Consider the following 20,898-nt stretch of genomic DNA (forward strand, 5'->3'; position numbering starts at 1 on the left):
CGTCGGATGTGATAGGCATGAATAAGTGACGCGGAATGGCGCTGGCCCTGCGACGAAAGCATCGTTGCCGATGAGAGCGCTATGAACCGGTCACCCCCAGAGCATTCGCCGACAGTGAGGAAATCATGAGAGCCATTCGCGTTGCCGCGTTGACCGGACCCCAGGACGTCGAGATCGCCGAGGTGGACCGTCCGAGTCCTGGACCCGGAGAAGTCCTCGTCGAGGTCGCCTACGCAGGCGTGACCTTCCCAGAGCTGCTGCAGACCCGTGGCATGTACCAGACCAAGCACGAACTTCCCTTCGTCCTCGGCTCCGAAGCAGCCGGCATCGTCGTCGAAGCCGGTGAGGGCTCTCGGTTCTCCGTCGGTGACCGGGTCGCGGCAATCCCTGGAAAAGGATCCTTCGCCGAGTACATGGTTGTCAGCGACGAGCAGACCGTTCCCGTGCCCGATGACGTGAGTCTGGCCCATGCTGCAGGAATGCCGATGAACGTGCTCACCGCCGACTTTGCACTGCGACTGCGCGCGCAGGCACAGGCAGGGCAGTCCATCCTCGTCCACGGAGCCGCAGGAGGGCTGGGCTCGGCCACGGTCCAACTGGCGCTGGCCATGGGACTCGAAGTCATCGGCGTGGTCTCGACCGAGGCCAAGGCCGAGACCGTGCGAGAGCTCGGTGCCACGCATGTGGTCATGGCCGAGGGCTTCAAGGACGCGGCCAAGGAGATCTACCCGAAGGGGGTCGACTATGTCTTCGACCCGGTCGGTGGGGACCGCTTCACCGACTCGACCCGTGTTCTTGCTCCCTACGGTCGACTCCTGGTCCTCGGATTCACCGCCGGTGAGATTCCCTCGGTCAAGGTCAACCGTCTGCTGCTGAAGAACATCTCAGTCGACGGCGTGGCTTGGGGTGCGGCGACGCGCGAACGACCGGGATACATCGCGGAACAGTGGGATGCGATCGCCGAATACGTCGCGGCAGGCAAGCTCAACCCCGCGATCCACGCCACCCATCCGCTCAGCGATGCTGCGAAGGCCATCGGCGAACTCGACTCCCGCAGCGTGCGGGGCAAGGTGCTGCTCAAACTCAAGGGGGAGTAGGCCCAGCAGGTAATAGGCCGTCGGTCCGCCGAGGCTGTGCTCAGTTTTCGTAGATCTGGTCGAAGGCACTCATATCGCCGACGACCACGAGTTTCGTCGTCGCTCTCGACATGCCGACGTAGAGCATGTCCACTGCCCGGTCAGGATCACGGAAACCGTTGAGGCAGAGGACGACGACGGGACGTTCGAGGCCCTTGAAACCGAGCACGTGGCCGTAGAAGACGTCTTCGGTGGCGAAGAACTGGTCCCAGTAGGCCGACGTGCCCTCGGTCTCGACGATCGATCGCTGCTCGGGATGTCTGCTGCCCGTGGTGAGCAATGCGATGTCATCGGGGTTCCAGCCGGCATCCATGAGGGACTCGACCTGCCCGTCTGCCTCGGCCAGCGCTGACTCGAGGTCCGTTTCGACCCAGTCGATCTCCTCGCCGGGACCGTTGCGAGGAATCGGCGGGTCGAGGGCGAGATCGGCGAAGCCGGCTACGATCTGCTCGGAGTTGCGCAGGTTCTCATCGAGCTGGATCGGGTTCATCGTGATCGGTGATGCGCCCTCCCGGCCGAAGATCCGCTGCCGTTCATCGGTGAAGACGTAGAGTGTGCCGTCGACTTGATTGCGCAGACACGATTGGACGGCTTCCCACCACAGGAGGCTGAAGTCCTGACCCTCGTCGATGACGATCGCGTCGAAGAGATTCTTCCGCGGGCGCTCATCGGCGAGGTCTTTGAGCTGGCGCGGCAGGTGGTGCTCCCAGTACTCGGAATCGTCGTCGCTGCCGGGTGCAGCTCCCCACGAGATCGGCAGGTCATGGAACAGGCCCACGTAGGCGGGGCGATCCTCTTCGGGCCATTGGGCGGTGAAGAGCTGAAGGAACCGGCCCAGGCCGCGGGAATAGCACATGAGGGCGACTCGTTTGCCCTCGCGAGTCAGCGCTTGGGACTTGAGGAGTGCCAGGTAGGTCTTCCCGGTTCCGGCACCGCCGCTGATCTCGGCCCGGTTCTGATGCCGCAGAATGCTGATGAGCTTCGCCTGCTCCCGGCTGAGCTCATCGGCGCGGTCGGAGATCTCCGTGGCCCTGAGGCTGACGTTCTCCACCGCTTGGTTCGTCCGACGCAGGTTCTTGAGGACGAACTCGTGCGGAATCGAGATGTTGTCGCGCTCAGGGGTGAAGTCGTACCTCAGCTGGGTTGAGATGGCACCGGCGATTGAGTCGAGCTGAGTGGAGTCGATGAGCTGGCCTCGGAGCGCGTCCGGCTGATCCCAGCCCTGGGGCAGCTGAGTGTAAGGCAGCACCGCAAGATGGCTGATGGGCCCGGGCAAGGTTGAGACCCGCGAATGCAGATAGTCCACGAGAGTGTGTTTGGCGACCATCGCCTGCTCAAGAGGGGAGACCTTGAGTCGATTGCGGTGACCTTGAGCATCCTGAGTGATCCAACGACCGTCCTCGACGCTGACTCGACCGCCCTTGACCTCGATGACGGCGATTCCGAAACCGGGCCAGAGCACCAGGATGTCGATTTCGACGTCCTTGTCGTCTCCGGTCAGGCGTTGGCCGTGTACCATCGTCGCGTCCTCAGGAAGCTGCTCGCACAGAGCATTCCACACTGCCGCCTCGGCGGTGGAACCATTGAAATCAGGCTGCTGCGGGATCAGTGTGACCATAGCTCGAGACTAACCCAGGGTGTATCTATTTCTCAGCAAGCACGGACTCCTCTGAAGGAGCGTCTTTGTCGATTCCGAGCGGAGTATGCTCGCCCCCGAGATTCCAGAAGCGGGTGACGAAGAAGCAGACGGCTCCGAGGACAACGCCAATGACCGAGAAGGCGAGCTCTGGCGCAAAGGTCAACAATCCAGCCACGATGAGGAGGGCCCGCATCACCCAGTTGGGCCTACGTCCGACGAAGACCAGCCAGCCTTCGAAGGCGCATCCGAGGAAGATGACCCCGACAATGGCGAAGACGAAGGTAATGAGGACTTCGGGCAAAGGCGCTTGTGCGACGAGGGCAGGATTGAGCGCGAAGGCGAACGGAACCACATATTTCACGGCGCCCAAACGCATCGCGACCAGGGAAGTCTGCATTGGTGGAGTTCTCGCGATATTCGCCGCGGCAAAGGATGCGAGGGCAACCGGGGGAGTGATGTAGGAAACCGTGGCCCAGTAGATGACGAAGAGGTGACCGGCAATCGGATTGACTCCCAGCTCCACGAGTGCCGGAGCCATAACAATGGCGAGGAAGACATATACCGCAGAGACCGTCATGCCCATTCCGAGGACAAAGGATGTGATGGCTGCAGCAATGAGGACAAGGATGAGGTTGCCGGAGAATGCGTTGACGAGTTCGCGAGCAAGCGACAAGCTCACTCCGGTCATCGACAGACCACCTACGATCAGACCGACACCGGCGATGATGCCGAGAATTTCGGCAATTGTCTTACCCGAGCTGTAGAGGAACTCTCCGAATCCCTTGATGCCCATGCGGTACTTCTTGGAGAAGAATGCTACGACGAGCAGGAACCCAACGATCCAGTAGGGAGCCTGACTCTCATTCTTCTGTATCACCAGGAGGAGGACGAGGCCGACGAGCGCCGCCAGATAAGCCCAACCGAGTACGACGACTTTGCCGACATTAGGCAGGAGGTTCTTCGCCACGCCTTTTAGTCCGGACTTGGCGGAATAGGCGTCAGCCTGAACGAAGATTCCGATGTAGTAGAGAAGAGCTGGGATGACAGCGGCGAGTGCAATCTGCCCGTAGGGGACGCCGACGAAGGACACCATAAGGAAGGCGGCAGTGCCCATGATCGGCGGCATAATCGTACCGCCGGTGGCAGCCGTCGCTTCGATGCCGGCCGCGTAGCGTCCGGTGAAGCCCGCCTTTTTCATCGCTGGGATAGTCATCGGACCAGTGGTGAGAACGTTGGAGACGGCTGACCCACTCATCATTCCCATGAAAGCCGAGGAGATGACTGAGACTTTGGCAGAGCCCCCTCGGAAACGGCCGAACAGGCCCATCGCCAGATCGTAGAAGAACGTTGCCCCGCCGGAGTGCTGAAGTGCGACTCCGAAGAGCAGGAAGCCGACGAGAATGGTTGCACCGGTCTGGAGGGGCAGTCCCAGGATGGAATCAACACCCATGGCGTGGATCTGTGCAGCAGTCTTGATGTCGAAGGGGATTCCCTGCAGGAATGGGACCGGAATGTAGGCCGTGAATATCGGATACAAGGAGAAGACCAGCGCGATGATCGTGACCACGAGCCCTGCCGTGCGGCGCAGCGCTTCGAGCACAATGATCCAGAACACGAACGACAGCGCCGAGGAAGTCGGCACGGGTGCGTAGTCCCATCCCAAGGTCACGATGTTCTCTGCATTGACGCAGAAGTAGGCGCAAGTGGTCAGGGTGATGAGGGCCAAAGCGATGTCGTAGATGGGGATCGGCCTGTCAATCTGCGACTTCTTCGCAGGGAAGACGATGAAGACGATGGGAAGGAACGCGGCGAGCACGGCGTACATGTACGCGTTCTTCAGCAGCGAGACTCCGCCCGGATTCCAGAAGAACGCCTGGTTCATCGCAATGAGCACGCCGATCACAGTGAGCGTGATGACGGTGGCTTTCCAGAAAGGGGTGATTCGGACGTTCATTGTCGTTCCTCAACTGATTCGCGGCCGGGGCACTGGCGGTGTAGTGGTGCTGCGTCTGATCCGTCGGCGCGAATGTCTGCACTTCTTCCTTGAAAGTTGCGGACGTGCCCGGACGAATAGTGTGGTGTGTTGCATATATTACTTAAAAGACAATAATCTAGGTTCATATATTCTGCAATATGTGTCAGCGGAACGTCGGTGTCTGAATTTCTGAGACTTCGTTCGTGCTACTGACAACGACACCGTGATCCATGCCGATGTGGAAGGCCGAACAATGAAGTTTCGCGCATTACTCGCAATCCTCTTAACCCTTACGCTGGCCCTGAGTGCCTGCACCCCGCCGACAAAGAAGGTGAATGGGATCCGCGACCCATTGGTATTCGCCACGTATGGCACTGGAACGTCGACCTATGCGGACTTGGCCGCAGTGACGGATGCGGTGTCGACGGATACCGACGCGCGACTGCGCATCATCACCTCCGACACAGCGATCGGCCGACTGGCACCGATGAAGGCCGGGATCGCCCAGATGGGCAGGCTCGGTGATGAGTACATCTTCGGGTTCGAGGGCCAAAACGAGTTCGCCAGCGAGAACTGGGGGCCACAGGACCTGCGGGTCGTCTGGGCGCCGCTGTCGCCGCACTCCCTGCTGACACGCAAGTCCGACGGAATCAAGACCCCCGCCGATCTCAAGGGCAAAAAGATCCCCAACGTGACCGCAAACCCCTCAGTGAACGGAAAGATCGAAGCCTACCTCGCATATGCGGGGCTGACCTTGGACGATGTGGAGCTAGTCGACGTCGCCTATTCGGAGCAGCCAGCGGCGCTTGAGTCCGGGCAGATCGATGCTCTCTATCAGCAGGTCTATGGCTCTTCGCTCTTCGAGCTCGAGTCGAAGTTCGACGTCAGTTGGATTGAACTCGATCCCAAAGACAAAAAGGGAATCGAACGGGTGCACGAGCTGGCACCGCAGCTCAACATCCTGCCGTTCGAAGATGCACCAGGCCAGGAGGAGGGCACCAGCACACACGGCTTCGTCTACACCTTGCCGATTTCCACGTATGCGGATGCTTCGGACGACGAAGTGAAAAAGCTGGTGAGCTCGATGGCATCGACATTCCCGAAGTACAAAGCGTCAACGCTCAATACGCCGAGGTGGAAGCCCGATGATGTGGAGACCATGCCTCGAGTCATTCCCTTCCACCCGGGCACTATCGCGTGGCTCAAGGAGAACGGTCAGTGGACTGACGAAGCGCAGAAGCGCAATGACGAGCTGATCGAGCGTGGAGAGAAGCTTCGCGCGGAATGGAAGAAGTTCATGGACACCAAACCGGATAAGGATGACATTCCCAAGAAGTGGAGCGAGTGGAAGGCCTCGTCCGATCTATAAGAAGCGGGATTCAACAAGGTCTAGAATTTGAGACCACCAGTCGGCCAGCTGCGTATCCGCAGCAGCCGTCTTTGTGGGGAAATGCTTTCGTCCGAGGCAGTGAGTACGAACGGCGTGGAAGGTGAAGAGTGGAAGTTCAACAGGCGCGTGTGTTCATGGCGCTCGCAGAAGAGTTGCATTTCGGCCGGGCTGCGGAACGTCTGGGGATGGGACAGTCGCTGCTCAGTCGGACGATTCGGCAGCTTGAGGAGGAGCTCGGCGCCACCCTGTTCCAGCGGACTACTCGAAACGTGCGCCTGGCACCGGCAGGGTTAGCACTTTTCGAACCAGCTCGACAGATGATCAGTCTGCAGCGAGTGGCGGTCGATTCGGTGAAGCGCGCGGCGGCTGGAGAAGTCGGGCAATTGGGTTTCGGATTTGCGCGGGCGTCCTCGCGTGGCATGGCCGCCTCGTTGGTGGCGGCGGCATACGAAGACCATCCCGGCATCACCTTCGCTATTGAGTCCAATGTCTTCGCCGACGAAGGACTGACCCGGTTGGCTGATGGGAGTCTTGATATTGCTCTTGTGAGGTGGACCCGGCAACCGCCGACCATCACCGGGCGACCTGTGCTGATCGAACGTCCCGTCGTCACTCTGCCTGACTCGCACCGTCTCGCCCGGAGGAAACTCATTCGCGTCGATGAACTGGCAGATGAAGACCTGCTCTCTCTCCCAGCGAACCCGAACTCAACGCTTCGTGAGACGACAATCCGACTGTGCCATAACGCAGGCTTTTCGCCCCGGGTAATTCTCGAGCTTCCCGACGCTCAGACGATCTCCGCCCTGATCGCAGCGGGCATGGGAATCACCATCACCTTTGACTCGGTCGCTGCAACCATGCGTGAGCCCGGCACAGTGACAGTTCCACTCGACGTTACGAACGAGTCGTCGGTGGTCTATCTTGCACACCTGCGGACTCATGGAAGTGCATCGTTGTCAGCCGTGTTGGCAATAGCGGAGACCGTCCTGCCGACGGTGAGCAGCGCCAGTGAATGATTTTGACTGAGTAGTTTGCTGGCGTGGCCAAGAACTAAGCTCGGGCCCGCTGGAAATCCAGCGGGCCCGAGCTCATCAGGTTCAGTCGAGGATCACTTCTTGTCGTCGACGAGTTCCTGTTCTTCGAAGACGACGTCGGCGCCAGCTTCGGGGAGACCAGAGCCGCGCAGCGACGCGCCCTTCGTCTCCTTCATGAAGATGGTGGCGATGAAGCCGATGACGCAGGCGCCCATCACAAAGTAGGCGGGCACGATCGTGTTCCCTGTCGCCCCGATGATCGCTTCATTGGCTGAAGGTGCGGTGCCGCCGAAGATTGCGGTCGAGACGTTGTAGGAGATCGCGAATCCCGCGAAGCGCACCGGTCCGGGGAACATCGCCGGGAAGGTCGCAGAGATCGTCGAGATCTGCGGAATGTAGAGGACGCCGAGCACCGCCAGGCCGATGAGTGCCCAGATGAAGCCGTTGGCCATGAGCATGAACATCGGAATGGCCGCAACGAACAGGCCGACGAGCGAGAAGTACCAGACTGGCTTGCGACCGACCTTGTCCGAGAGCATTCCGCCGAACGGAATGAGGACCATCATGAACGCCTGGGCCAGGAACATCACCGTCAGTGAGGAGTTCGAGTCCATGCCGACCGGATTCTGCAGGTAGGCGGGCATATAGGACAGCAGCGTGTAGTTGACGACGTTGACGGCGACGACCATGCCGCCGAGGATGAGCAGCTGCTTCCAGTAGTCCCTGAAGAGGATGGTGAAGACTTCCTTGACCGACTTGCCCTGTTCGTTGTCGTCGAGTTCCTCATAGACAGGGGATTCGTCGAGCTTCGTCCTCATGTAGAGGCCGACCACGCCGAGAACTCCAGCGAAGACGAAGGGAATCCTCCAGCCCCAATCCATCATGGTCTCTTCACCCAGGCCCAGCTGGAGCAGCAGAACGAAGAGCGAGCCAGCGGCCATGCCGGCGAGGGTGCCGAACTCGAGGAAGCTGCCGAAGAAGCCGCGACGTTTGTCCGGGGCGTATTCGGCCATGAACGTGGCGGCACCGCCGTACTCTCCGCCCGAGGAGAAGCCCTGGATGACGCGCAGGAGGACGAGGATGATCGGCGCGGCGACGCCGATCGTGGCGTAACTGGGCAGCAGCGCGATGCAGAATGTTGAGCCGGCCATAAGCAGAATCGTCAGAGCAAGCACTGCCTTGCGACCGAGGCGATCGCCCATCGGACCCCAGACGATGCCGCCGAGTGGGCGGAAGATGAAGGAGACGGCGAAGGTCAGCAGGGCCAGGAGCTGGCCGTGGCTGCCGGGGAAGAAGTGCTGGGTGATGTAGGTGATCGAGACCGCGTACAGGCCGTAGTCGAACCACTCGGTGGCGTTTCCGACCGCCGAGGCGGCAACGGCTTTGCGGACCGTCTTGAGGTCCGGCTCGGGTGGAGCTGCGGGGATGCTGGCCTCGGGATGCGTGTTGGAGTTACTCACGTGTTCCTCCGATCGTGTCGGGCCATCATCGTGATGGCCCTCGTGAGAGAAGCGACTATGCACGCTACGAGCATCTGTTCAGCGAATCAAAACGAAAATGCTGTCAAGCCAACGGCGTGTCCGCCGACCCCTTCGAACTCTGCGACCCTGTGACCAGCGAGTATGTAGAAACAAGCTGAAATCTGATCGCGGGTTGAGGTTCACAGAGAAATCTCTAGATATCGTTACTTCCGGATGGTTGACAGAAAATCACTTCAATGACTGACTTCGTTCGGCGGTGAACCGAGAGTAATGTGCGCATTCCATCGCTTCCGTCATCGGGTTCGTTCCGGGCGCAGCCTGCCAGGGTTATGACGTGGGTGATAGAGAGAATTGGGTCGTGAGCTATTGGGCAGTCTGCTCAGAAGCTCAGGCGTTGACAGCACAGCCATCTCGATACCTGCAGCAGCTACCCCGATTTGTCTTGCAGCTGTTTCCGGTGCCGTAGCGGCCCGATTCCGAAGCGTTGGCGATAGCCGCGCGAGAGCTGGGCTTGCGAGCCGAACCCACAAGCTGAGGCAACTTCGGCCATCGGTGCGTTTGCCCAGACGGGGTCGGCGAGCATTTGGTGAACCGTGGTCAGGCGGGCATCGACAATGGTCTGCGGGACGCTGCGTCCAGTGGCGGAGAACAGTCGGGAGAGTTGGCGTTCGGAGACGCCGACGAACTGGGCGAGGCGAGAGGCGTTGAGCCTGGGATCGCAGTGTGCTTCGGCGATCACGGCCATCGCCTCCTGCAACGGCCCGGTATGCGCCAGCGGTCGTGAGAGCACTCCGGTGAGAAGGTCGAGCAGGCGAGTCTCGAGTCTCTGTCCGTGACGCAGCCCGCGATCCAGGGCCCCAGCAGCAAGCTGGGTGAGTTCACGAGCTGCCAGATTGAGCGAATTGTCTGGGTCGAGGTCGAGTGGCATCGGCCGTCGCACAGAGTCTGCGTCGGTGAGCTGAGCCAGGGTCTCACGGGGGAGTTGGATGACCAGTTCGCTGACTCCCTGCGGGAAGGTGCGGGAGAAGGCGGTGTCACCGTCGCAGATGAGGCCTCGTCCGGGCCCGACGGTGAGCGAACCGGTGCGGTGGGTGAACTCGTTCGTGCCCTGCAGCGGAATGTAGACGACGACTCCCGACACCGGGTGTGTAGCGACGTCGTCCGCAGTCCGCTGCACAGAATGTGGGCTGCCGTTGACCTTCGCGACCCGAATCCGGGGCAGTCGCAGTGTTGCGGTCTGTGCACGCAGCTGTGTGCCTGAGCCCAGTCGCGTTCTCAGCCCGACGAGCATGCTGGCGTGGTGAGTCTCCCATTCGGTGACCCGACGGCCCGGCGGCACGGAATCGGTGGAGAACCAGGTCTGTTCGGGAAGGAGGAGCGAACGCGAGCCGCCCACTGCGCTCGCCGTCGTCCCACCTCCGCTGACCATGCCCACCATAGTAGTCGCGACGAGGCACCGAGGTGTGCTCGCTCACATTTTTGACGATTTCGGCCATGTTCTCTCCGGCCTCGTGCTCCGCCGGTGTCTGGGTGGCAGGCTGTGGGATCAACGCCATGTTTCACCGCAGCAACAGGCAAGGAGCACCCATCATGGTCATCTTCAACGACGGAGTCGCAGAGACCCGCACCCCTGACTCCCAAGTCGTCGACACTGATGTTCTCATCGTCGGGTCCGGGCCGGCAGGAGCTTCGGCAGCGCTGTTTCTGTCCACCCTCGGCGTGGACAACATCATGATCACGAAGTATCGGTGGACCGCGAATACGCCTCGTGCCCACATCACCAACCAGCGCACGATGGAGATCTTCCGCGACGTCGGGATCGAAGACCAGGTCCTCGCCGAGGCGACCCCGCATGACATGATCGGCGACACCGTCTTCTGCACCTCCATCGCCGGTGATGAGATCGGCAGGATCCTCACCTGGGGCAACCATCCGGCCCGGCATGCCGACTATGAGCTGGCCTCACCCTCGCTCAACTGCGACATCCCGCAGACGTACCTCGAGCCCATCCTTGTGAAGAACGCGACGATGCGAGGGACGCAGACGCAGTTCTCCACCGAGTACCTCTCCCATGAACAAGATGCCGACGGTGTCGATGTGCGTGTGCTCAACCGGCTCACCGGCCGCGAATACACCATCCGCGCCAAATACCTCATCGGAGCCGACGGGGCACGATCCAAGGTGGCCTCCGACATTGAGCTGCCGCTCGAGGGCGACATGGACATCGCCGGATCGATGAACATCACGTTCAAGGCCGACCTGGCGAAACTCGTCGGACACCGGCCCTCCGTCCTCTACTGGGTCGTCCAGCCGGGATCGAACATCGGCGGCATCGGCGCCGGACTCGTCCGTATGATCCGACCCTGGAACGAATGGCTCATCGTCTGGGGATTCGACATCAGCCAAGGAGCCCCGGAGGTCACGGAAGCCGATGCCCTGGAAGTGGTGCGCAACCTCATCGGCGTGCCCGACCTCGACGCGGAGATCACCGGCATCTCCCTGTGGGGCAACAACGAACAGTATGCGACCCACCTGCAGAACGGACGAGTCTTCTGCGCCGGGGACGCCGTGCATAAACATCCGCCGTCGAACGGACTGGGCTCGAACACCTCGATCCAGGATTCCTACAACCTGGCATGGAAGATCGCAGCCGTCGTCAACGGACAGGCTGCAGACTCCCTGCTTGAAACCTACAGTGCCGAACGGGCACCGGTGGCCAAGCAGATCGTCACCCGTGCCAACCAATCCGGCCGCGAATTCGGTGCACTCTTCGAGGCCCTCGGGCTCGAACCCGGCCAATCCGAAGACGAGATGCACGCCGCCATCGCCTCCCGGAAGGACAACTCGACTGCAGGAGCGAGCAAGCGAGCCAAGGTCAGAGAAGCCATGGAGCTGAAGAACTACGAGTTCAACGCCCACGGCGTCGAACTCGGGCAACGCTACGCCTCGACCGCAGTCGTCACCGATGACCGGGAGCCGACCCCGAACCCACGCGACCCTCAGCTCTACTACGAGGCCTGCACCGACCCCGGTGTTCGTCTGCCCCATGTGTGGATCGGAGACTCGGTGGACAAGCACTCGACCCACGACCTCGCCGACTACTCCCGTTTCACCGTCATCACCGGCACGACCGGGGCGGCATGGGAAGACGCGGCACGCGAGGCCAGCGACCACCTCGGCGTCGGCATCGACACGGTCGTGATCGGACCCGACCGGGAGACGACCGACCTGTACTTCGATTGGGATCGAGTGCGCGGGATGGCCGAAGATGGGGCCATACTCGTACGCCCCGACAAACACATCGCCTGGAGAATCCAGAGCCTGCCGGTCAACCCGGCAGCGGAGCTGGAACACGCACTGGCATCGGTGCTGGGACGGAACACCAACGGGCCGCCGAGCGTCGGCGGAACCTCGAGCGTCGGCGGCAGCCGGGCACACGCAGATTCCCACGAGAAGGAGACAGTTCGCTCATGACTATGAACTTCGAACACACCACACTTGGCCAACGCGTCATCTTCGGCGCCGGAGCTGCCGCAGAGAAGATCGCTGCCGAGGTCGGCAAGCTCGGCGCAGACAACGTCATGGTCATCGTCTCCAAGTCGGCCACCGAGAAGGTCACTGACTTCGATGAGCACTTCACCGTGGCCCTGTGGCACCGAGAAGTCGTCATGCACGTGCCCGCCGAGGTGGCTGATCGGGCCGTAGCCGCAGCCCGCGACAATGACATCGACCTCGTCGTCACCGTCGGCGGCGGCTCGGCGACGGGACTGGGCAAAGCGGTGGCGCTGGAGACGAAAATCCCGATCCTCGCCGTACCGACCACCTTCTCCGGTTCAGAGGCGACGAACGTGTGGGGGAGAACCGAGAACGCCCGCAAGAAGACCGGAATCGACGACGGCGTTCTGCCGACGACAGTCATCTACGACGCCGAACTCATCCGTGACCTGCCAGGCGACCTCGCCGTGGCCTCCGGACTCAACGCACTGGCACATTGCATCGACTCGCTGTGGGGGCCTCGGGTCGACCCGATCAATCAGGCGCTCGCCCTCGAAGGGATCCGGGCGCTGAACGAGGGGCTGCCCTCGGTGTGTGCGGACTCGACGGACATCGATGGGCTCGAGCGCACCCTCTACGGCGCCTACCTCGCTGCGGTGGCGTTCGCCTCGGCGGGGTCGGGGATACATCACAAGATCGCTCACGTGCTCGGCGGCACTTTCAACCTGCCGCATGCGCAGACTCACGCCACGATCCTGCCCTACGTTCTGGCCTTCAATGCTCCGGCTGCCGGGGACGCGGAGCAGCGCATGGCCGCAGCTTTCGGCGCCCCGACCGCGCTCGAGGGACTGCAGCGACTGCGTGCAGCCGTCGATGCACCGAAAGCGCTGTCGGAGCTCGGCTTCACTGCCGATGACATTTCTGAGGCAGTCGAACTGTCGCTGGCGGCCATTCCTGCCAACAACCCGCGTGAGGTCACCGCGGAAGGATTGACCGAACTGTTGACTGCGGCATTGCACGGCAGCGATCCCGCCGCCGAAGGTGGCCAGAACCTCAGCCCGACAGAAGTTGAAGAAAGGCTCGTTGACACGGTGACTGCCTCATTCGCCGGCTGCACCGACGCACGACTGACCCAACTCATGACCTCCCTGATCAAGCACCTGCACGGCTTCATCAGAGATGTGCGACTGACCGAGGCCGAATGGAACGCCGCGATCGAATTCCTTACGAAGGTCGGGGACATCACCGATGACCAACGACAGGAATTCATCCTCCTCTCCGACGTCCTCGGCGCCTCCATGCAGACGATCAACGTGAGCAACCAGCCATACAAGAACGCCACCGAAGCAACGGTGTTCGGTCCCTTCTTCGTCGACGACGCACCACAGATCGACAACGGTGGTGACATCGCCGGGGGAGGGACTGGCCAGCCCAGCTGGGTCGAAGGAGTTGTCCGCGATACCGAGGACAATCCGATCCCCGGAGCCCGCATCGAGGTGTGGGAAGCCGATGAGGAAGGACTCTACGACGTCCAGCATGAGGACGACCGGGTCTTTGGGCGGGCACACCTGTTCGCGGAGGAAGATGGTTCGTTCCGCTTCTGGGGCCTGACCCCGACGCCGTACCCGATCCCAGACGACGGACCGGTCGGTCAGATGCTCGCCGCCACAGGGCGCTCGCCTATGCGGGCCAGCCACCTGCACTTCATGGTCACCGCGCCCCAGATGCGCACCCTCGTCACCCATATCTTCGTCGAGGGCGACGATCTGCTGGCCTCGGATACCGTATTCGGCGTCAAGGAGTCACTGATCAAGAACTTCGAACAGCAGCCAGCGGATGCACCCACTCCTGACGGCCGTGATCTGGAGGGGCAGACCTGGTCGAGGGCGCGTTTCGACATCGTGCTGGCACCGGAAGGGGTGTGAGGGTAGAGGTTCGCGGGCGCTAGCCTAACCGAACCATTTTTCTTCGGCCTCGTCATACGTGCCGTCGTTCTTGACGATGTGCAGCCAAGTGTTGACGAACTGGAGCATCTCATCATTGCCGAGGCGGACTGCATATCCTTGTTCGCTGAAAGTCAGTGGCTTCTCCGGTTTGACCGCACACAGTTCCTTTTCGGTATGGGCTACCCACTTGGTCTCCGGTGCGTCAGTGACCATGACGTCGGCATCGCCTGCGATGATCTGGTCGAAGATGGTGTTGTTGTCGTCCCACTTGATGACGTTGGCATCGGGGAAATTCTCCTCGGCGAAATCTTCATTCGTGCCGCCCTTAGGTGTGATGACGTCGACCGCATCATCATTGATTTTGTCGATCGAATCATATTTTCCCTTGTTTTCGCACAATGTAATTGGAGTCTTCCCATCTTGGACGGTGGCATCGGACATGTACAGCTGTGAGGCTCGCTCCGTAGTGATTGAGAGCCCACCCATCCCGATGTCGCAGTCCTTCTGCATCGTTGTGGCGAAATCATCCCACGTCGTCTGCACGAACTCTGGTTTGGCCTCTAACCGTTGTGCCAAATCTTTCGCCATGTCGATGTCGATGCCCGACCACTTCTTCGTGTCTGGGTCGAGATAGGTGAAGGGGCGATAGTCGCCGGTGGTGCAGATCCTCACGGTTCCGCTGTTCTCGATTCGAGGGAGCGTTCTCTCTAGGGGATACGAGTCAGCAGAGTCCTCTGCGTCGCCGGCATCAGTGTCATTGCCGCCAGCCGTGCAACCGGACAGCATGAGAGCAACGACGCCGGTAACGGCGATGGTTTGAGGGATCAGTCTTCGGGCAGTCATGTTCTCGTCTTCCTCGTCGGGAACGCCTCTTGCAGGATGAGGCAACCTTGTGAGAATCCTAGCCCGAAGAGGCATTCGAACAGTGGTGACGAGCCCGTTTCGACATCGTGCTGGCACCGGAAGGAGCCTGAGTATCCCGATCCGCTGGTGCCGATCGTCGGCATCGGACATGATGAGGATATGACTGACGCAAACAGCAGTGCCCACACAGAAGCAACGACGATGAAGGCCATGAACCAGACCGAGTTCGGCGGCCCCGAGGTCCTCCACGAGGTGGAGTTGCCGAAGCCGCAGCCGGGGCCCAGCCAGCTCCTCATCAAGGTCCAGGCCTCAGGTGTGAACCCCACGGATTGGAAGCACCGCAGCGGCCCCCGCTTCCTCCCCGATCCACCATTCGTCCTCGGCTGGGATGTCTCCGGCACGGTCGAACAGGTGGGTGTCGGCGTGACGCTCTTCAAGCCCGGCGACGAGGTCTTCGGGATGCTGCCCTACCCCTTCGGAGTCGGCGCGCATGCCGAATACGCTGTGGGTCCGACACGAGCCTTTGTTCCCAAGCCAGACGCAGTTGACCACGTGCAGGCGGGAGCCATCCCGCTCGTGGCGCTGACGGCGTGGCAGTCCCTGGTCGACACCGCGAAGATCGCTCCCGGTGACCGGGTGCTCGTCCATGCCGCAGCTGGTGGAGTGGGGCACGTGGCGGTGCAGATCGCGAAGGCTCGCGGCGCCTATGTGATCGGAACGGCGAGTGCGCCGAAGCATGATTTCGTCCGCGGCCTGGGCGCTGATGAGATGATCGACTATCGCGCGGAGGACTTCGTCGAAGGCGCTCGCGACATCGACATCGCCTTCGACACCATCGGCGGTGACTACCAGCTGCGCTCTCTCCGGACTCTCAAACCCGGTGGAATCATGGTCTCGACGGTTCCAGTTCCCGCTGAGGGGCTCTTCGAAGAAGCTGACGCCCAGGGAGTGAGGGCCAAGACCATCCTCGTCGAGGCCGACCAGGCAGGCATGCTCGAGATCGCCGCCCTCGTGGAGAGCGGACAGCTGCGGGCGACAATCGCGGACACGTTCCCGCTGTCAGACGCGGCGAAGGCGCATGAAGCAGGCGAGACGAACGCGACGACAGGCAAGCTGGTGTTGACAATGGATTAAGACTGACCATGGAGTGAAGGATGGCGTGGGCTGCTCGACGGTCTGACTGTTCGACGAGGCTCACCCATGATCGTGGCCATGCACCCCGAGCTCGTTGATCCAGATCCACCCCTCGGGCAGAGGTGCCCACGCAGCCACATCGCGTCTGGCCTTCGACCGGTCTGCGAGGACCACGACGCGTTTGGCACGTTCGGCGATGAGCTCCTTCGTCCGTGCCTCGTCGAGGGTCGGTTCGCCGAGTCCCTTGGCAGGATCCACCGCATCGGCGCCGAGGAACGCGACATCGACGTGGAGTCGGCTGAGCGCATGGTCACTCAGCGCACCCGTCGTCCCGTGGGACATCGTCGAAACCTCACCGCCGACCATGATGACCTTCGGGCCCATCGGGTGGGCAAGAGCCAACGCAATCTCGAGTCCGCGCGTGATGATGGTGAGATCTTGATGATCCCGAATGCGCTCGGCCAAACGCACCGTCGTCGACCCGGCGTCGAGGAAGACCGTGCGCACGGATCCCTCGCCGAGGTGGTCCATCGCGGCCGCGGCAATGGCATCCTTGGCCTCGGCGTTGGCTTCCATCCGCTGTCCCAGCGGAGGCTCGACATAGCCGGCGGCAGTGGCTCCGCCGATCGTGCGGATGACCTCGCCGGTCTCTGACATCTCCCGCAGGTCGCGACGGATCGTCGACTCTGAGGTTGCCAATTCGTCGGCCAGCCGGGAGATGGTCCACGAGCCGGTCTTGAGCAGAGACAGGATGTCCTCGCGGCGCTTCTGTGTGCCCGTGCGAATCGCCATGATGACACTCCTACTTCGGCAGGTACCGGTTGCTGGGACAGGTGCTGGTTACTTGGGCAGGTACTCGGCGCGGATGCCGTCGACGTACGGTGCGTAGCCGATGGCTGCGGTGTAGGCCGAGCGCATGGTGCCGGCATCGGCGATGCCCTGACCGGCGATGTCGAAGGCCGTGCCGTGGTCGACCGAGGTGCGCAGGATCGGCAGGCCCACGGTCACAGAGATCGTGCCGTCGAAGTCGAAGGTCTTCGAGGCGATGTGTCCCTGGTCGTGGTACTGGGAGAGGATTCCGTCGAAGCGGCCCGACAGTCCCTGGTGGAAGACCGAGTCCGCTGGAATCGGACCGGCGACCTCGAGACCGGAGTCGACGACGCGCTCAACGGCGGGTCGCAGGATCTCGATCTCCTCGTCACCGAAAGCACCATTTTCGCCACCGTGCGGGTTGAGCGCGGCGACGGCCAACCTCGGCGAGGCCACACCGTAGAGCTGCAGGGCGCGGTGGGCACGTTCGATGGAATCGACCTGGGTGTCGACGCTGAGCGCGTCGATGGCCTTGCGCAGCGACATGTGGCGGGTGGCGAAGAAGATCTGGAGCTTGTGCTCGGCCACCTTCGTGTTCTCGACGACGAACATGGTGTCCTGCTTGGTCACGCCGGTGAGCTCGCCGAGCATCTCCGTGTGGCCCAAGTGCTTGGAGCCGGACTTCCACACGGCTTCCTTGTTGATGGGGCCGGTGACGATGCCGGCGATCTCCTGGTTCATCGCCGCCTTCGTGGCGATCTCGATCGCGGTGACAGCGGCCTGACCGGCGCGGGCATCGACGACGCCCCATTCGGGCAGGTCCGATCCAAGGACGCCGATGTCGAAGACGTCGATGACGCCCTGTCCGGCGGCAGGTGTCGACCAGTCGGTGATCGCTCGGAGTTCGACGTCGAGTCCCAGGACGTCTACGGCGCGTTTCATCACGGCCAGGTCGGCCACGGCGACTCCGTGCTGGTCATCGCGGCCGGAGAATTCGGCGAGCACCGTCGCGGTGATCTCTGGGCCGATGCCCACCGGGTCGCCCACGGTCATGGCGAGTACGGGTGCGGTCATGTCAGTCTCCTCAACGTTGTGTTCTCAGGTGTGGTGCGCGCGTCGACATTGCGCCGATGCGCGAAACTGTGGGGGCTCATGCGCGGCCCATTCCTGCGGTCTGCATGAGGTGGTCCAGGCACAGGACTCCCGTGCCTGCGTCTCCGATGAGGCCGCCCTTCGTGACGATCGGCACTCCGGCGGCGCTTCCGCCGACGATGCTCCCGCCCACGGCCAGGGGCACGATCTCGGTGTGGATCTCCATGCCGAGCGCGCCCAGTTCGCCGAGTACGGCCGCGGTGACATCCCCTCCGGTGGTGTAGAGGCCGGTCAGAGCGGTGGTGGCCATGAGTTCGGCGGTGATCTGGGCGAGGCGGCGGGGGATGAGCTCGGACTGTTCGTCGGTGAGCTCGAGCAGATCGGTGGCGTCGACGACGGTGGCGATGATGATCGCTCTGACCGTCTCGCCGTTCGCTTCGCCGTTCGCCGAGGTGGCCGTGCGGACCAGCTCGACCGTGTCCTGCACATCGGGCAGGTTGTCTTCGTCGAGGGCGACCCGCAGCACCGTGATGCTGGGATCCTCGTCCAGCTTCGCCAACTGGGTGCGGGTGATTTCGGTTGCCGAGCCGGAGACGCCGAGGATGACCCCGGACTCTCGTTTCGGCAGCAGCGCTCGAGCGATAGCAAGGCTGCCCGGCCCGGGGTCGATGGCGACCCATTCCAGGCTCTCTTCCTGGTTGAGCCCGGCGACGGCGTGGGCGATGAGGTCGATGTGATCGTTCGTCAGCGCGTCGGCGACGACGACCTCGGTGCCCGCAGAAAGCGCCTTGAGCACGTCGGTGCGGATCGCCTCGGCGCCGGCCAGCACCGTGGACAGGTCCACGGTGTGGCACCTGAGTTCGGTGTTCTCCCGCAGAATATCGGCGACGACCGAGGTATGCATGGGGGAGCGGACGTCATGGCGCAGCTCGGTGTCTTCCAGGAGCTTTCCGTGCAGCAGCTGCTGGCCACCCATGGTCACCCGACCGGAGGCAGGGAACGCGGGAATGCACAGACCCACCACACGGCCCGAGCCCGCTGCGGAGGCCAACGCTTGTCGGGCACGAACAGCAGCCTCGGCGGTGGGTCCGACATTGCCGCGCAGGGTCGTGTCGATGCGGCAGGCCACAAGGTCGACAGGTCCCGCCTCACGGATGAGCGCATCGGTCAGAGCCGCAGCCTCGGCCGGCTTCAGGTGCCGGGAATTGGCATTGACGACGACGGCGTCATAGTCATCGAGCGCGGCGGCGACGTTGACTTCACCGCCGCCGCTGGTGCCGGTGATCGTCATCGTCGCCAGTCCTGCCTCGGCGAACAGGGCGCCGCAGGCGTTGCCGCCGGTGAGGTCGTCGGCGACGATGAGGATCCGTGGGCTGTGCTGGCTCATACGATCAAGTCGAGCACGAACAGCAGCGGAATGGAACCGGCCCACACAGCGGTCGTGATGCCTGACCAGCCCTTGATGGCGTTGATGCCGTCGAGGCCGGTGAAGCGGGTGACGACCCAGAAATACGAGTCGTTGAAGTAGGAGAAGACCATCGATCCGGCGGTGCAGGCCATGACCGCGACCAGTGGGCTCAGACCCAGCGGGGCGATGAGCGGGGCGGTGACCGAGGCTGCAGTGATCATCGCGACCGTACCCGAACCCTGTGCGATGCGCACGAGGGTGGCGATGAGGAACGGCACGAGGAAGGCCGGCAGACTGATCGAGGCGATCGCCTCGGCCAGGGCATCGCCGACGCCCGATTCGGTGAGCACCTTGCCGAAGGCGCCACCGGCACCGGTGATGAGCAGGATGAGTCCGGCCGAGGCGGCGCCGTCGGCGAGCCAGTTCTGCACCTTGTTGCGTGGGGTCACGCGAGGCAGCAAGGTGTAGACGGCGAGGATGAGGCCGATCATCAGCGCGATGACGGGGTTGCCGAGGAACGCCAGTGGGGCGACCCAGGATGAGGGCTCATAGGCGTCGCCGGAAAGTTCGCCCTGAGCGCTCTTGTCGATGGCCGTCGAAACGGTGTTCGCGACGATGAGCAGCAGAGGAACGATGAGAGGAAGGAACCCGAGGAAGGCTCCCGGATTCTTCTTCGCACCGGTTTCACTGTTGACGGTGCCCGCATCGTCGCCCGAGCCGGCAGCGTTCACGTTGTCAGCGGTCGCGGTGGCAACTGAGCCGTAACCGGCATCGCCGCTTCCGCCTTCGTGGGCCTCGCCTGTGGCATGTCCATCCGCCGAGGTGGCCGTGACCGAACCGTACACGTCGTGCTTGACCGCTGGGTTGAGGACGGGTTCGAGCTTCGGTCCGATCCAGCGGGCGTAGATGACGACAACCGGCAGGAGGATGACGGTGAAGATGAGGCCGGTGAGGATGACGGCACCGATGTCGGCGCCGAGGATTCCTGTCGCAGCCAGGGGTCCCGGGGTCGGCGGAACCATGTGGTGGGTCAGAGTCATACCGCAGCCCAGGGCGAGTGCGAGGGTGACGTAGCCTCCGCGCTTGACGCGGGCGATGGAGCGGGCCAGCGGGTTCATGATGACGTAGCCGGAGTCGCAGAAGACCGGGATCGACACGAGAGAGCCGACGGTGCCCATGGCCCAGGGCTCGCGGCCCTTGCCGAAGGCGCTGAGGAATGCCCGGGCCAGTGAGTCCGCGGCTCCGGAGACCTCGAGGATCTTGCCGATTCCGACGCCCAGGCCGATGACGATGCCGATGCTGGCCAGTGTGTTGCCGAAGCCGGTGGTGATGGCGTCGACGAGTGAGAGCAGGTCTTGCCCGGCGACGATGCCGGTGACGACTGCTGCCGTGAGAAGCGCGATGAAGGCGTCGAGACGGGTCGCTAAGACGATGACGACGATCGTCGCGATCCCGGCGATGAGCGCCAAGATGAGTTGCAGATCCATGAGATCC

Annotated in this window: 15 protein-coding genes and 1 pseudogene; 7 read left to right on the forward strand and 9 right to left on the reverse strand. The window is 62.5% G+C overall.

Translation table 11 applies throughout. The features are described from left to right. Nucleotides 1-125: 125 nt before the first annotated feature. Nucleotides 126-1,097, forward strand: a complete 972-nt coding sequence (locus LQ788_RS07460; protein ID WP_096158526.1) for an NADPH:quinone oxidoreductase family protein — start codon at nt 126-128, stop codon at nt 1,095-1,097. A gap of 40 nt (nt 1,098-1,137) precedes the next feature. Here the strand turns inward: LQ788_RS07460 and LQ788_RS07465 are convergent, their stop codons facing one another. Both LQ788_RS07465 and LQ788_RS07470 read right to left on the reverse strand, forming a co-directional pair. Beyond that, a complete protein-coding gene (locus LQ788_RS07465) occupies nt 1,138-2,754 on the reverse strand; it encodes a nuclease-related domain-containing DEAD/DEAH box helicase (protein ID WP_096158527.1) in 1,617 nt (538 codons plus the stop codon). Nucleotides 2,755-2,779: 25 nt separating this feature from the next. Continuing rightward, nucleotides 2,780-4,729: a TRAP transporter permease gene (locus LQ788_RS07470; protein WP_231446280.1), complete on the reverse strand. Its 1,950-nt coding sequence runs from the start codon at nt 4,727-4,729 to the stop codon at nt 2,780-2,782. Between the two features lie 274 nt (nt 4,730-5,003). Between LQ788_RS07470 and LQ788_RS07475 the strand changes: the two genes are divergently transcribed. Both LQ788_RS07475 and LQ788_RS07480 read left to right on the forward strand, forming a co-directional pair. Then, nucleotides 5,004-6,119 carry a TAXI family TRAP transporter solute-binding subunit gene (locus tag LQ788_RS07475; RefSeq protein WP_231446283.1) on the forward strand — a complete coding sequence of 372 codons (1,116 nt, stop codon included), beginning with the start codon at nt 5,004-5,006 and terminating at the stop codon, nt 6,117-6,119. A gap of 128 nt (nt 6,120-6,247) precedes the next feature. After that, complete coding sequence (locus tag LQ788_RS07480) at nt 6,248-7,156, forward strand: LysR family transcriptional regulator (protein WP_231446285.1); 909 nt, start codon at nt 6,248-6,250, stop codon at nt 7,154-7,156. A gap of 92 nt (nt 7,157-7,248) precedes the next feature. Here the strand turns inward: LQ788_RS07480 and LQ788_RS07485 are convergent, their stop codons facing one another. After that, on the reverse strand, nt 7,249-8,634 hold the full coding sequence (locus LQ788_RS07485; protein ID WP_231446287.1) for an MFS transporter: 1,386 nt from the start codon (nt 8,632-8,634) through the stop codon (nt 7,249-7,251). Between the two features lie 448 nt (nt 8,635-9,082). Then, entirely contained in the window at nt 9,083-10,084 is a 1,002-nt protein-coding gene (locus LQ788_RS07490) for a helix-turn-helix domain-containing protein (RefSeq protein ID WP_231446289.1), read from the reverse strand. A 161-nt stretch (nt 10,085-10,245) separates the two neighbouring features. On the opposite strand from LQ788_RS07490, the gene LQ788_RS07495 reads away from it, so the two are divergent. The 3 genes and pseudogenes from LQ788_RS07495 (at nt 10,246) to LQ788_RS07505 (ending at nt 14,075) form a co-directional block, all read left to right on the forward strand. Beyond that, on the forward strand, nt 10,246-12,129 hold the full coding sequence (locus LQ788_RS07495) for an FAD-dependent oxidoreductase (RefSeq protein WP_231446291.1): 1,884 nt from the start codon (nt 10,246-10,248) through the stop codon (nt 12,127-12,129). 2 nt (nt 12,130-12,131) lie between these two features. Then, nucleotides 12,132-13,151, forward strand: a pseudogene (locus LQ788_RS07500) (maleylacetate reductase); the annotation flags it as partial. A gap of 12 nt (nt 13,152-13,163) precedes the next feature. After that, nucleotides 13,164-14,075, forward strand: a complete 912-nt coding sequence (locus LQ788_RS07505) for a dioxygenase family protein (RefSeq protein ID WP_231447365.1) — start codon at nt 13,164-13,166, stop codon at nt 14,073-14,075. Between the two features lie 24 nt (nt 14,076-14,099). Here the strand turns inward: LQ788_RS07505 and LQ788_RS07510 are convergent, their stop codons facing one another. After that, nucleotides 14,100-14,939 carry a transporter substrate-binding domain-containing protein gene (locus tag LQ788_RS07510; protein WP_231446293.1) on the reverse strand — a complete coding sequence of 280 codons (840 nt, stop codon included), beginning with the start codon at nt 14,937-14,939 and terminating at the stop codon, nt 14,100-14,102. Nucleotides 14,940-15,119: 180 nt separating this feature from the next. Here LQ788_RS07510 and LQ788_RS07515 point away from each other — a divergent pair, with 180 nt between their 5' ends. Continuing rightward, entirely contained in the window at nt 15,120-16,094 is a 975-nt protein-coding gene (locus LQ788_RS07515; protein WP_231446295.1) for an NADP-dependent oxidoreductase, read from the forward strand. Nucleotides 16,095-16,154: 60 nt separating this feature from the next. On the opposite strand, the gene LQ788_RS07520 is transcribed toward LQ788_RS07515, so the two are convergent. The 4 genes from LQ788_RS07520 to LQ788_RS07535 all read right to left on the reverse strand — a co-directional run bounded on the left by LQ788_RS07520 (nt 16,155) and on the right by LQ788_RS07535 (nt 20,891). After that, nucleotides 16,155-16,886 (reverse strand): DeoR/GlpR family DNA-binding transcription regulator, encoded by a 732-nt coding sequence (locus tag LQ788_RS07520; RefSeq protein ID WP_231446297.1) that lies wholly within the window; start codon nt 16,884-16,886, stop codon nt 16,155-16,157. Nucleotides 16,887-16,934: 48 nt separating this feature from the next. Then, entirely contained in the window at nt 16,935-17,978 is a 1,044-nt protein-coding gene (pdxA, locus tag LQ788_RS07525) for a 4-hydroxythreonine-4-phosphate dehydrogenase PdxA (RefSeq protein ID WP_231446299.1), read from the reverse strand. Between the two features lie 76 nt (nt 17,979-18,054). Next, nucleotides 18,055-19,383 (reverse strand): four-carbon acid sugar kinase family protein, encoded by a 1,329-nt coding sequence (locus LQ788_RS07530; RefSeq protein ID WP_231446301.1) that lies wholly within the window; start codon nt 19,381-19,383, stop codon nt 18,055-18,057. Continuing rightward, nucleotides 19,380-20,891, reverse strand: coding sequence for a GntP family permease (locus LQ788_RS07535; RefSeq protein WP_231446302.1), 1,512 nt, complete (start codon nt 20,889-20,891; stop codon nt 19,380-19,382). The genes LQ788_RS07530 and LQ788_RS07535 overlap by 4 nt, the downstream gene beginning before the upstream one ends. Between the last annotated feature and the right edge of the window lie 7 nt (nt 20,892-20,898).

The organism is Brevibacterium zhoupengii (genome assembly GCF_021117425.1).
Taxonomy (GTDB): Bacteria; Actinomycetota; Actinomycetes; order Actinomycetales; family Brevibacteriaceae; genus Brevibacterium; species Brevibacterium zhoupengii.